Here is a 13,259-nt window from a genome sequence, read left to right on the forward strand (position 1 = left end):
GTTTTTTTCTAATTCTGCGGTATTCGCGCGCACTTACGTGACCGACAACCCTGACCCGCGTGGTTGTCGGGAGGTTGTCGGTAGACCCATCTTCACCGACAACCCTAGAAGGCTGGATCATGGGCGAAGTCCAAACGGCTGAAACCGTCGGCCAACGGTTGAGAAGGCTAAGAGGGGGGGAATCGCCAGAGAGTTTCGCTAAGCGCTTTGGTGTCAGCAGGGGCACGCTTGACCGCTATGAGTTGGGCAAGCGGCTCCCTAGGTCTGATTTCCTGCGGAACGTGTGCGAGGCCTATGACCTCAGCGAGACGTGGCTACTGCGGGGCGAAGGCCCGATGCGGCGCGGAGAGGGGGCAGGGGAGGCAAGCGGTGGGGGGGTGATCGAGAGCGGCGAGTTCGCGGCGCTGCCCGTGTACGAACCGCGGGCCTCGGCCGGGCCGGGGGCCGAGGTGCCGGGCGAGCGTGTCGTGGATTGGCTCCACTTCAAGCGCTCTTGGCTCAAAAACGAGCTAGGGGCTGCGGTGGACGACCTCTATCTACTATATGTAGAGGGCGACTCCATGGCGCCGACCCTTCAACCGGGCGACGTCATCCTGGTGAAGAGGTGGCGCACGGGCCCGGCAAGAGAAGGTATCTACGTCTTCCGGGCCTATGGCGCCATCCACGTCAAGCGCGTCCAGTTCTTGGCAAACAACGCAATCAAGGCCCTGAGCGACAACCCCGCCAATGCGGCGATGGTCTACCCGCTCGACGACGATCAGGTAGAAGTCATCGGCCGCGTCGTCTGGGCCGGCAAGCGCATGTAACGGAGGGGACCATGGCCATCATCACCTGCCCGAGCTGCGGCAAGAAGATCAGCGACAACGCGCCGGCGTGTGGGGGGTGCGGGTTGGCGAAGGAATCGAGAGAGGCGGGCATCACCAGGGTGCTCGATGTTGTGGACGACGTGATCCCAGACAACAACCCAGCGATAGCGCGCCCCACCGAGAACCGCTTCGACTGCCCCCTGTGCAAGGCACCCAAGACCGTCGTGGCGACCGAAGTGCCCAGGTTCCCTCAGATCGTGCGCGCCTCGGGTTTCTTTATCGCGCTACCGGCCATGGCGGGCATCGTCGGCGGTTTCATTGTTGCGGTCTTGGGGTTGTTTGCGAGCGCAAGCCCGGCGGCGCCTGGTCCGTGGGGTCCCGCTGGTTCGCGGTCGACCACTGTGTTCGCCGGCCTTGCCATCTCCATCTCATCCCTGATTGGCGGCACCGTGGGTTGGCTTCTGATCATGAACCGCAAGGTGCTCCGCTGTAGCCGGTGCGGGCACTGCCTCGATCGCGCCTGACATCCCGCGTTGATGCAAGGGGGATCGTGTCGCAGCAGTTCTGTCCACCGGCCAGTTATCCACAACCTGTCGCAGACACCAAGTCCGCGCGACCGCGACCCCCCGAATCCCCCTCAAACCCTTCTCCTACAACAACTTTCCCACCCCTTCCCGTCCAATCCCACCCCCTCCCGTCCTGTCGCAAGTCATTTGTCCCCTTACAGCCCCCGAGGGGGGACCTCAGCATGCTTGGAGGCGAGTGCCGACCGGGTAGCCGGACAAGGTGCGCTAAAGCGACCACTTCCCCCGAACTCAAGACGATACGGAGGTTCCAACGGAAGCGGCGCCTGCCCCCCAGATGGGAGAAGCCCTCCCCCAGGAAACGAGAGCAGGCCGCTGAGTGAAACGGGGGGTCGGAGCGTAGGACGGCTCACGTCTGTTCTGTCGGGCGCCCGCATGGAAGCGAAACGAGTGTTCCACAGTGGAAGCCGGCGGGCCCTCGAGTTTCTGGAGACCCTTTATGGATAACTGGGAATGCACCAAGTGCGGCTGGAGATCAGAGTCTGAGCGATGCCCAACCTGCAATTACACTGACTGCCGAATTTGTCACATGCGTTCACTGTATGGCCAAAAGCCAAAGCAATGCCCATCCTGCCAGCAAGAGGGCGAGTTCATAGACCTGGACATCCAACCTCCACGGGGGGGCTGAGGCTCAACGGCGTCGTTCGCGAGCGGCGGGGCGTCTCTGCGGACACGGCCAAGCGGTTGGCGCGGCACTTCGGCGGCCACGCGCGCTCGTGGGTGGATTTGCAGGCGGCCTTCGACCTGGGTGTGGCAGGGATTCAATATGCCGAGCGAATCCCCCGCGAGATCAGGCCCAGGGCCGCCTCAGCCCCGGGGCCCGCCAAACCTGCTCCGGGAAGTCGGACGGGGCGTTGTCATTCTCTCCACCCGGCGCCCGCTGGCCTCGTCTTGCAGTAGACTCGTGTGGGCACCAACCACCGCAACCACGGGCACCACCGAACCCGGCGGGCCGCGTGGCCCTTTCTTCTGCCGCTGGCCCTCGGCCGGCTTCGGCTGCTCTCGCCCCTCCCAAGCTCCGCGACACTCGCCCTTCCTGCCCGGCGCGAGCGCAGGGGCTCCCGGACCCCGCTCCCCGCCCATGTCGTGGATCCGGGACGGCCCCCTTTCTTGACGCCCCCCCGGGCCGTCCGTACAATCCGGCCCTTCCCGAGACCCAGCGAGGGCTTTTCCCATGAGCGAAGAGGCGGTGCGGCGCGAGGTGCGGGCGCTCGTGCGGAAGCGCAGGGCGGTGCTCCTGGCCCACAACTACCAGCGCGCCGAGGTGCAGGACGCGGCGGACTTCACGGGGGACAGCCTGGCGCTCTCCCAGGAGGCGGCGCGCACCGACGCCGAGGTGATCGTCTTTTGCGGGGTCCACTTCATGGCGGAGAGCGCGGCCATCCTCTCGCCCCAGAAGACCGTGCTCCTGCCGCGCCTGGACGCGGGCTGCCCCATGGCCGACATGATCACGGCCGCCGACGTGCGACGGGTGCGGGAGGAGAACCCCGGGGTGCCCGTCGTCACCTACGTGAACTCCTCCGCCGAGGTGAAGGCGGAGAGCGACGTGTGCTGCACCTCGGCCAACGCGGTAAAGGTGACCCGGAGCCTGAAGGTCCCCGTCGTGTACCTGGCGCCGGACCGAAACCTGGCCCAGTGGGTGGCCCGCCACACGGACCAGGAGGTGCGCTTCTGGGACGGCTTTTGCCCCACCCACCACCGGCTGCGGGCCGAGCACGTGCGCAAGGCCCGGCGGCGGCACCCGGGAGCCCCCTTCGTGGCCCACCCCGAGTGCCGCCCCGAGGTGCTCGACCTGGCCGACGCCGTGCGCAGCACCTCGGGGATGATCGACTACTGCAAGTCGGTGGAAGCCGACACGGTGATCGTGGGCACGGAGACCGGCCTCTTCCACCGACTGCGGAAGGACAGCCCGGGGAAGACCTTCGTGGCGCCGTCGGAGGACCTGGTCTGCCCCAACATGAAGCTCACCACCCTGGAGGACGTGCGCGACGCCCTGAAGACCCTCGAACCCGTGGTCTCGGTTCCCGAGGCGATCCGAACCCGCGCGGCCGCCGCCCTGGACAAGATGCTCCGGGCGGGACGCGACGAGTAGAGGCCTCGAACCTCCCGTGTCCGCCCTCCCCTCCTCCGCCCCGTCAGCCCCATCGGTCCCGTCGGCCCCACTGGGCGAGCGCCCCGCCGGCCGCTTCGAGCACCTCCTGGACGCGCTCGGGCGCGACCGCCGGGTGCGGGCCCAGGGGCTGCGGGGGTCGAGCCGGGCGTACCTGCTCGCGCGCCTCCTGCGGGAGCGGGGCGCGCCGGCCCTGGTCCTCACGGCCACCCTGACCGAAGCGCGCCGCTTCGCCAACGAGCTTCGGTTCTTTCTCGGGGCCGGCCCCCCGGCTTCCCCGGCGGACGCCCGGGTGGTGCTCTTCCCGGGGTGGGAGGCATCCCCCTTCGAGGGCATCCCGCCCCTGCCGGAGGTCTCCGCCCGGCGAATCGCCGCGCTGGCTCGGGCGCGTCACCCGGGGCCGTTCGCCCTGGTCGCCCCCGTGGGGGCGGCCCTCCAGCGCACCCTGCCCCCGGAGGTCCTCGAAGGCGCGCAGGCAAGGGTGGCGGTGGCCGACGCCCTGGACCGGGAGGTCCTGGCCCGCCGGCTCGTGGAGAGCGGCTACCACGCCGTGGGACAGGTGGCGGAGCCCGGGGAGGTCAGCCTGCGGGGGGGAATCGTGGACGTCTTCGCCCCCTTCTACCCCCAGCCGCTGCGGATCGAGCTCTTCGGCGACGAGGTGGCGTCGATCCGAACCTTCGACCCGGTCACCCAACGCTCCACCCTGCGCCTGGAGGCCGCCGTGCTCCTCCCGGCCCGGGAGGTGGTCGCCGGGCCCGAGGCCGTGGAGCGGGCGGCGGCCCGGCTGCGGGCCCGCTGCCGGGAGCTGGGGCTCCCGCGGGCCAAGACCGCCGAGGCCCTGGAGAGCCTGCGCTCCTCCGCGGTCTCGCCCCTGCGGGACCTCTTCTACCCCTACTTCTGCGAGGCGGCCGTCCCCCTGTGGGCCCACCTCCCGGCGGGGACCCTGGCGGTCTTCGACGAGGCCGGGCCGGTGGAGGAGCGCGCCCGGGAGCTCTTTGAGGAGGCGCGGCTCTCCCACGCCCGGGCCGTGGAGCGCGAGCAGGTGGTGCCGGCGGTGGCCGACGTGTACCTGGGGGCCGGGGAGTGGGAGGCCTTTGCGGGTTCCACGGCCCGGCTCGACCTGGAGGAGCTCGAGACCGCCGGGGGGCCCGGCCTCGCCATCGCCTTCTCGACCCAGTCCAACCAGGACCTCTCGGCGGCCCTTCGCCAGAATCGGGGGAGCGAGCGCCTCCTCACCCCCCTGGTGGAGGAGATCGGCCGGGCCCGGGAGAAGGGCGTGGCCCTGTGGCTCGTGTGCCAGAGCCCTGGGACCGTGCAGAAACTGCGCGACCTCCTCGCCTCCTACGGGGTGCGCCTGGGGGAGAGCGAGGCCTTCCCCGAAGACCCCGCCCCCGACGGCAAGCTCCACGCGGCCGTGGGGGCCCTGGCCCGGGGGTTTCGGTTCCCGGCCAAGCGCCTCGCGGTGGTCTCCGACGCCGAGATCCTGGGGGAGAAGGTGCGCCGCCCCGCCCCCGCGACGCGCCAGGGGTTTCGGTCGACCCTGGCGGACCTGGAGACGGGCGACGCCATCGTCCACCAGGACTCCGGCGTGGGCCTGTATCGGGGCCTCGTGCGCCTGGACGTGGCGGGGGAAGAGGGCGACTACCTCCACCTGGAGTACGAGGGGGGCGACCGGCTCTACCTGCCGGTCACCCGGATCGGCCTCGTGCAGAAGTACTCCGGCCCCGGCGAGGGCCTGCCGCGGCTGGACAAGCTCGGAGGCAAGGCCTGGGAGAAGGCCCGCCGCAAGGCCCTCGAGGGCATCGAGAAGATGGCCCACGACCTCCTGGAGCTCTATGCCCGGCGCCAGCTCGCCACCCGCCCCGCCTACGACCCCCTGGACCTCGCCTACCGGGAGTTCGAGTCCACCTTCCCCTACGAGGAGACCCCCGACCAGCTCCGGGCCATCGACGACGTGCTCCGGGACCTGGAGGGGCCCCATCCCATGGACCGCCTCATCTGCGGCGACGTGGGGTACGGGAAGACCGAGGTGGCCATCCGGGCCGCCTTCCGGGCCGTGACCGGGGGCCGGCAGGTGGCGGTGCTCGTGCCCACCACGGTGCTCGCCGCCCAACACTTCCAGAGCTTCCGGCGGCGGTTCGAGGGGTACCCCCTCACCGTGGAGATGCTCTCGCGCTTCGTCTCCCCGGCCGAGCAGAAGGAGATCCTCGGGCGGATCGCCCGGGGCGGGGTGGACGTGGTGGTGGGCACCCACCGGCTCCTCCAGCGCGACTTGAAGTTCAAGGACCTGGGCCTGGTGGTGGTGGACGAGGAGCACCGGTTCGGGGTGTCCCACAAGGAGCGCTTGAAGCAGCTCCGGGCCCGGGTGGACGTGCTCACCCTCTCGGCCACCCCCATCCCCCGCACCCTCAACATGGGGCTCTCCGGGGTGCGGGACCTCTCCATCATCGAGACCCCCCCGGCGGACCGCCTCGCGGTGCGCACGAGCTTGGCCCGGTTCGACGACGACGTGATCCGCGAGGCCCTGCAGCGCGAGCTCCACCGGGGGGGGCAGGTCTACTTCGTGCACAACCGGGTGCAGTCCATCGCGGGCATGGCCGACCACGTGCGCCGGCTCGTGCCGGGGGCCCGGGTGGGGGTCGGGCACGGACAGATGCGCGAGCGCGACCTCGAGAAGGTGATGGAGCAGTTCGTGGCCGGAGAGCTCGACGTGCTCGTCTGCACGGCCATCATCGAGTCGGGCCTCGACATCCCCCGGGCAAACACCATCGTCATCAACCGGGCGGACCTCTTCGGCCTGGCCGACCTCTACCAGCTCCGGGGACGGGTGGGCCGCTCCAACCTGCGCGCCTACGCCTACCTCCTCGCCCCCGAGGAGGCCGAGCTCACGGGCGACGCCCGCAAGCGCCTCCAGGCCCTCCAGGAGTTCACCGAGCTCGGCGCCGGGTTCAAGATCGCCACCCACGACCTGGAGATCCGGGGCGCCGGGGAGCTCCTGGGCAAGGCCCAGTCGGGCCAGATGGCCGCCATCGGGTTCGACCTCTACGCCGAGCTCCTGGAGGAGGCCGTGCGACGGCTCAAGGGCGAGCCGGTGGAGAAGGCCCCCGAGCCCGAGATCCGCCTCAAGGTCCCCGCCCACTTCCCCCTGGAGTACGTGGAGGACCCCCGCCAGCGCCTCGTGCTCTACGAGCGCCTCACGCGGGCCGCGGGCCCCGACGAGCTCGACGACATCCGCTACGAGCTCATCGACCGGTACGGCCCGGTGCCCCTCCCGGTGGAGAACCTCCTCGAAGTCATGAAGATCCGCCGGCGCCTCGTGGACCTGCGGGCCGTGAGCTGCGACTACACGGGCAAGGACCTGGTGCTCGCCTTCGGCGAGTCCCCCCGGGTGGACCCGGACCGGGTGCTCGCCCTGGTCCAGGGCGAGCCGGAGCGCTTCCGGGTCACCCCCGACAACCGGATCCTGTGGAAGACCGGCCCCCTCGAAGCCACCCAGGTCCTCGCCGCCGCCCGGGAGCTGTTGAACCGCCTCTCCTGATGTGCTAGCGTTTCGGAGCGGTATCTTCCTCGCGCCCGCCCGAGCTCATCCCGTCCTTCCCGGCGCCGGACCCCTTCGAGGTTCCATGAAGCCCTGCCTCCTCCTGTCCTCCGCAGTCGCCCTGACCCTGGCGTGCGCCGCAGCGCTGGCCCCCGCGGCCCGAAGCGCGCCCGTAGACGGCCTCGCCGCCGTGGTCGACGGCCGGGTCATTACGCGCAGCGAACTCCAGCAGGCCCTCGTCCTGGCCGAGCGCACCGGCCTCGCCTCCGGGCCCGGAGCCCGGGACCAGGTGCTGGAGGGCCTCATCGAGAAGGCCCTCGTGGAGTCGGAAGCCCGGCGCATGGGGGTCGCGGTGGCCGCAGAGGAGGTCGAGCGGGCCGTGGCCGACATCCGCAAGCGAAACGGCCTCGACGAGGCGGGATTCCGGGGGGTCATCGAAGGCCAGGGGATGGACTACGGCGAGTACCTGGGGGAGGTGCGCTCCCAGATCCTGCGCCTCAAGGTGGCGGGACGGGCGCTTCGCGCCCGCCTCCAGGTGAGCGACGAGGCCCTGCGGGAGCACTACCTGAAGAACGTGGCGGAGTTCTGCGACCCGGACGCGGTGCGGCTCTTTCACGTCCAGGCCCGGGGAGACGACGCGCGCAGCGCCGCGGAGGCCGCAAGGGCTCGGCTCCTGGCCGGGGAGGATCCGGCCTCCGTGGCCCGGGACGTCTCCCCCTCGGCCACGGGCGCCGACATGGGCTACGTGCCGCTCGCGAACCTCTCGGAGGAGGTCCGGGACGCCCTGCGCGAGGCGGACCCCAGCGGGGTGACCCCGGTGGTGGAGATGCGGGGAGCCTGCCACGTGTTCGTGGTGGCCGACCGCCAGGGCGGGCGCATCCCCGACTTCGAGGAGGTGCGCGATCGGGTGCGGGAGCGCTATTTCCTGGACCGGGAGGAAGAGCTCTTCCAAACCTGGATCGAGTCCCTCAAGGCCCAGGCCCGGATCGTGAGGAAGATGTGACCCGTTGCGTGTTGCGCGTTGGGCTCAAGGCCCAGGCCCGCATCGTGAGGAAGATGTGACCCTGACCCTCGCGCTCACCTGCGGCGAACCCGCGGGGATCGGCGCGGAGGTGGCCCTGAAGGCTCTCGCGGCGGGCCTGCCCCCCGGCGTGGAGGCGGTGCTGGTGGGGCCCCGGACAGTGTGGGCCGCGGCGGCCGGCCTCGTCCCCGGGGGCTTCGACCTGGCCCGGTGGCGCATCCGGGAGCCCGCGGCGTCCGAGCCCGCGGGGCGGCCCGACCGGCCCGACCGGCCCGATCATTCCGAGCGGGCCGACCGGGCCCCACCGGCCGACTGGAGCTGGGGCCGCCCTACCGCCCGGTCCGGGAGGGTCGCCGCCGAAGCGGTGGAGCTCGCAGCCCGCCTCGCCTTGGCGCGAGAGGTAGACGGCCTGGTCACGGCCCCCCTCTCCAAGGAGGGGCTCCACGCCGCCGGCCGGCCTTTTCCAGGCCACACCGAGCTCCTGGCGAGCCTGTGCGGCCCGGGTCACCGGGCCGTGATGATGCTCGGGGGTCCGCGCCTCAAGGTGTTCCTGGTGACCACCCACCTGCCGCTCGCCCGGGTGCCTGGCCAGGTGACCCGGGAGGCCGTGCTCGCCACCGTTACCGCGGCCCACCGGGGCCTGGAGCGGGACCTGGGGATTGCCTCCCCCCGCCTCGCCGTCTGCGCCCTGAACCCCCACGGGGGGGAAGGGGGCGTGCTGGGCTTCGAGGAGCGCGACGTCATCGCGCCGTCCCTGGAGGAAGCCCGGGCCGCGGAGATCCGGGCCGTGGGCCCCCTGCCCGCCGACAGCGCCTTTCACCGCGCCGCGCAGGGGGAGTTCGACGCGGTGGTGGCCATGTACCACGACCAGGGCCTGGCGCCCCTGAAGCTCCTCCACTTCTGGGACGGGGTCAACGTGACCCTGAACCTCCCCCTGGTGCGCACGAGCCCCGACCACGGCACCGCCCTCGACCTGGCCGGCCGGGGCGCCGCCCGCCCCGACAGCTTCCGGGAGGCCATCCGCTGGGCCGCCGAGATCGCCCGCCGAAGGCGGGCGGCTCGCGACGGGTCCGACCTCTCCGACCCGTCGGACGGGTCGGACAAGCCGATGGCCACCCGTCGCCGCCAACCATGACCATCCGCTTCGGCACCGACGGCTGGCGGGGCGTCATGGCCCGGGACTTCACCTTCGCCAACGTGCGCCGCGTGTCCGCGGCCATCGGCGCGTACCTGGAGGCCGAGGGCACCGCCGCCCGGGGAGTGGCCGTGGCCTGGGACCGGCGGCTCCTCTCGGACCGCTTCGCGGCCGAGGCCGCGGGGGTGCTCGCGGCCCGGGGCATCCCCGTGCGACTTGCCGCGGCGCCGGAGCCGACCCCGCTCCTCTCCTGGGCGGTGCGGCACCAGGGGCTGGCGGGGGGCATCGGGATCACCGCCTCCCACAACCCCCCCGAGTGGAGCGGGATCAAGCTCAAGGAGCCCTTCGGCGGGGCCGCCCGGGCCTCGGTGAGCCGCGCCGTGGAGGAGCACCTGGAGGCCCAACCCCCGGGGGACGAGATCCCGTGCCTCTCCCTGGAGGAGGCCCGCGGGGCGGGACTCCTGGCGGCGCTCGACGCCTGGCGGGGCTACCGGGAAGCCCTGGGGCGCCTCGTGGACTTCGCCGCCCTGCGGCGGGCAGGCCTTGCCGTGGCCGTGGACGCCATGCACGGGTGCGGCAGCCCGGGGCTCCGCCGCCTCCTGGAGGAGGCCGGGTGCCGGGTGCGCGAGCTGCGTAGCGAGTGGAACCCCGGCTTCGGCGGCACGGCCCCCGAGCCGGTGGAGGCCAACCTCTCGCGACTCGCCGAGGTCGTAAAGTTCGAGGGGTGCGCCCTGGGGCTCGCCAACGACGGCGACGCCGACCGGATCGCCGCGGTGGACGAGCGGGGGCGCTACTTCTCCCCCCAGCGCATCCTCGCGGTGCTCCTGCGATACCTCCGGGAGGAGAAGGACCTGCCCGGAGGCGCCGTAAAGGCGGTCTCCGCCACGTCCCTCGTGGATCTCCTGGCGCAGCGCTACGGGATGGAGGTGACGCTCACCCCCATCGGCTTCAAGCACATCGGCGAGGCCATGCTCGCACGGCCCGCCCTGATCGGCGGCGAAGAGAGCGGGGGCATCGGCATCCCCGCCCACCTGCCCGAGCGCGACGGGCTCCTGAACGCCCTGCTCCTCGCCGAGATCGTCGCCCGCACCGGCCGGGGCCTGCGGGCCTACCTCCAGGAGATCTTCGACCAGGTGGGCTACTTCACCTACGACCGCCTGGACCTGCCCCTGGATCCCGCCGAGGCGCCCGCCGTGCGTTCGCGCATGGCCGACGTCGACGATCCTCCCGCCCTGGCCGGCGCCCGGGTCGCCCAGGTGCTTCGCCTCGACGGCACCCGCTTCCTGCGCGACGACGCCTCCTGGCTGCTGGTTCGCCCCTCCGGCACCGAACCGCTCCTTCGCATCTACGCCGAGGCGAGAAGCGAGGCCGAGGTGCGGGAGCTGCTCGAGGAGGGAAAGCGGTTGGCGGGTTGCGCGTAGCCTGTTGCAGGTGGGTGACGGGTCCGTTATCGGGTGTCCGTTGTCCGACGGACTGCCGAAGGACCTTGGGTTCCTGGGCTGACCGTGGCAATGCTCTTGCGCACAGCGTTATTGTCACTCCAACGGTCCCGGTCTGTCCGGCCTGTGCTTCCCTTGTGGAACCGTTCCCGGCCCGCTGCGGTGGAGGCGACGGACCGTGGGGCAGTAACGGGCCCGCGGCTACTGCCGTCCGTCGAGTCCCTCCGCGCGTGCCGGGCCTGGCCGGCCCGCACCCGGGCCGGCAGTGTTACCCGGCGGGGGCCGCGGCGAGCTCCCGGAAGCGGAGCGCCTCGTCGGGGCCCCTGGCTTCGTCTTCGTGCTTGAAGAAGACGAAGGCCTTCTCCCACGGCTGGCGGCGGATCCGCGCCAGCCAGAGGGAGAGCTCCGCATCGGGGTAGGCAGAGCGGCGCAGGCGCAGGTAGCCCCAGGCCGCGGCGGCGGGAAGCTCCGGGGCGGGGCTCTCGTCGGTGTCGGCGGTGCACAGGGCGTGGCCGGCGCCGGTCAGGAGGTCCGGGATGCCGGCCTCGAGCCAGGTGGGGCTGCGGAACTCGAAGGCGCAGCGCAGGCCCGCGGGCACCAGCCCCAGGAAGGCCTCCAGGCGCGGCCGGTCGGCGCGCAGGCTCGGCGGAAGTTGAAAGAGCAGCGGCCCGAGCCGCTCGCCCAGCACCCGCACGGTGCGGAAGAGGAACTCCGCCGGCTCCTCCACCTCCTTTAGCCGCTTCACGTGGGTAATGACCTGGGGCGCCTTGAGGGCGAAGACGAAGTCCTCGGGGACCCGCTCTGCCCAGGGGACGAGGACCCTCTCGGTGGGCATGTGGTGGAAGGTGTAGTTGATCTCCACCGCGTTGAGGCGCTCCCCGTAGAAGCGCAGCATCTCTTTCGGGGCGATCTTCTCGGGATAGAAGAGCCCCTTCCACTCCGGGTACGAGTACCCGCTCGTTCCGACGTAGAGCTCCATGGTCACCTCTCTTCTTCGCCGCCCTCGCGCACCACCTCCCGGGCAACCCTGTCGTCTCGCAGGCGCAGGAAGACGGGGTGTCGCAGGAGCCCCTCGCGGGTCCAGCCGGAGTAGCCCACCTCGCACACCACCTCGGGCCGCACCCAGGTGGCCGGCGCGTTGGTTCGCGGCACCGCCCGGAAGGGACACGTTTCCTGCACCAGGGGCTCGAGCCGCTCGCGCAGCCGGCGCAGGTGCTCGGCCTTGAGGCCCCCTCCCGCGTGGCCGATGCAGACGAGCTCGCTGCCCTCGTACACCCCGAGGACCAGCGCGCCGAGGTGCCGCCTCCCCCCCCGGGGCGCCGTAAAGCCCCCGATCACGGCGTCCTGGGCCCGGGTCGCCCTGACCTTGCGCCACTGGCGACTCCTCGTGCCCGGGAGGTAGGGGCTGCGGGCGTGCTTGCCCACGATCCCCTCGAGCCCCTTCTCCCTCGCGACCCGGAAGAAAAGGACCCCTTCCCCGGCCACGTGGCTGCTGAAGCGAAGCCGCGGGGAGGACGGCAGGACCCTTTGGAGGAGCTCCTTTCGACGGACGAGGGGCAGGCCGGTGAGGTCGTGCCCCTGGAGGTGCAGGAGGTCGAAGACGCAGTAGAGGAGGTGACCGCCCGCCCGGGGGTAGTCCTGGAGGCGCTGGAAGTCGGGGTGCCCCCGCTCGTCCACGGCCACGACCTCGCCGTCGAGCACCCCCTCGAAGCGGCACTCCCGTAGCGCCTCGACGATGGGGGCGAACCGCTCCTCCAGGGGGAGGAGGTTGCGGGAGGAGAGCTTCACGGCGCCGTCCCGGACCTCGGCCACGGCCCGATAGCCGTCCCACTTCACCTCGAAGACCCACTCCGGGTCGTCGAAGGGCTCCGGGGCCGGGGTGGCGAGCATCGGGCGGACCGCGCCCGGCATGGGGCCCGCAGGGGCGTCCGCAAGGTCCTCGCCCTCCAGCACCTCCCGCAGACGCAGGCGGTCGGCCCGCTTTCGGTCCGAGGGCTTTGGCGCCTCGGAGCCGGCCTCCAGGAGGTCTTCCAGGGCACGTCCGGACGCGACGGAGCGGTTTCGGGCGAGGACCTCCGCCCCGCTCGCGTGGCGGTCTTTCTTCTTGAGCAGGAGCCAGGACGTTTCGCCCCGGCGCGTCCGCACCAGGGCGAACTCGCCCCGGAGCTTCTCGCCCTCGAGGACGAACTTCAAATCCCCCTGCCGCAGCCCCTCCCGAAGGAGCGCCTCGCCCCCCCTCGGGTCCCCCGCCGCCGGGTGCCGGTAGGTGCCCCGGTCCCACACGATGACGGGCCCGGCGCCGTAGTTTCCCTCGGGGATCACCCCTTCGAAGTCCCGGTAGTCCAGGGGGTGGTCCTCGACGCGGACGGCCAGCCGCTTCACGGAAGGGTCGAGGGAGGGCCCCTTGGGGCAGGCCCAGCTCACGAGCACCCCGTCGAGCTCGAGCCGCAGGTCATAGTGGAGGTTGCGGGCCGCGTGCTTGTGCACCACGAAGGAGAGCGGCCCGCCCCCCGAGCCCGCCGCCGGCGCGGGCTCGGGCGTCGCCCCGAACGTTCGCTTGGACGCGTACTCCTTGAGTGTCTCGTCGGCCATGGGCTTGCTCCACCTCGTCTGCCGTGGCACCGGC

General features: G+C 71.7%; 9 protein-coding genes. 7 read left to right on the forward strand and 2 right to left on the reverse strand.

Annotation, left to right across the window (positions count from 1 at the left end; translation table 11 throughout):
* The first annotated feature begins 119 nt into the window (after positions 1-119).
* From AB1578_01955 to AB1578_01985, 7 genes are all read left to right on the forward strand, one after another.
* The gene (locus AB1578_01955; GenBank protein ID MEW6486663.1) at positions 120-806 is read left to right on the forward strand and encodes a S24 family peptidase; all 687 of its coding nucleotides are present in this window, start codon (positions 120-122) and stop codon (positions 804-806) included.
* Between the two features lie 11 nt (positions 807-817).
* Positions 818-1,330: a hypothetical protein gene (locus AB1578_01960; protein ID MEW6486664.1), complete on the forward strand. Its 513-nt coding sequence runs from the start codon at positions 818-820 to the stop codon at positions 1,328-1,330.
* 1,234 nt (positions 1,331-2,564) lie between these two features.
* Positions 2,565-3,482: a quinolinate synthase NadA gene (gene nadA, locus AB1578_01965; protein ID MEW6486665.1), complete on the forward strand. Its 918-nt coding sequence runs from the start codon at positions 2,565-2,567 to the stop codon at positions 3,480-3,482.
* A 16-nt stretch (positions 3,483-3,498) separates the two neighbouring features.
* Positions 3,499-7,038 carry a transcription-repair coupling factor gene (mfd, locus tag AB1578_01970; protein MEW6486666.1) on the forward strand — a complete coding sequence of 1,180 codons (3,540 nt, stop codon included), beginning with the start codon at positions 3,499-3,501 and terminating at the stop codon, positions 7,036-7,038.
* 85 nt (positions 7,039-7,123) lie between these two features.
* A complete protein-coding gene (locus tag AB1578_01975; protein MEW6486667.1) occupies positions 7,124-8,041 on the forward strand; it encodes a peptidyl-prolyl cis-trans isomerase in 918 nt (305 codons plus the stop codon).
* 55 nt (positions 8,042-8,096) lie between these two features.
* On the forward strand, positions 8,097-9,194 hold the full coding sequence (pdxA, locus tag AB1578_01980; GenBank protein MEW6486668.1) for a 4-hydroxythreonine-4-phosphate dehydrogenase PdxA: 1,098 nt from the start codon (positions 8,097-8,099) through the stop codon (positions 9,192-9,194).
* Positions 9,191-10,615, forward strand: a complete 1,425-nt coding sequence (locus tag AB1578_01985; protein ID MEW6486669.1) for a phosphoglucomutase/phosphomannomutase family protein — start codon at positions 9,191-9,193, stop codon at positions 10,613-10,615. The genes pdxA and AB1578_01985 overlap by 4 nt, the downstream gene beginning before the upstream one ends.
* 286 nt (positions 10,616-10,901) lie before the next feature.
* On the opposite strand, the gene AB1578_01990 is transcribed toward AB1578_01985, so the two are convergent.
* Complete coding sequence (locus AB1578_01990; protein ID MEW6486670.1) at positions 10,902-11,612, reverse strand: DUF72 domain-containing protein; 711 nt, start codon at positions 11,610-11,612, stop codon at positions 10,902-10,904.
* Between the two features lie 2 nt (positions 11,613-11,614).
* Positions 11,615-13,225, reverse strand: coding sequence for a non-homologous end-joining DNA ligase (gene ligD, locus AB1578_01995; GenBank protein ID MEW6486671.1), 1,611 nt, complete (start codon positions 13,223-13,225; stop codon positions 11,615-11,617).
* Positions 13,226-13,259 lie beyond the last annotated feature (34 nt).

This window comes from Thermodesulfobacteriota bacterium, assembly GCA_040756475.1.
GTDB lineage: Bacteria > Desulfobacterota > Deferrisomatia > Deferrisomatales > JACRMM01 > JBFLZB01.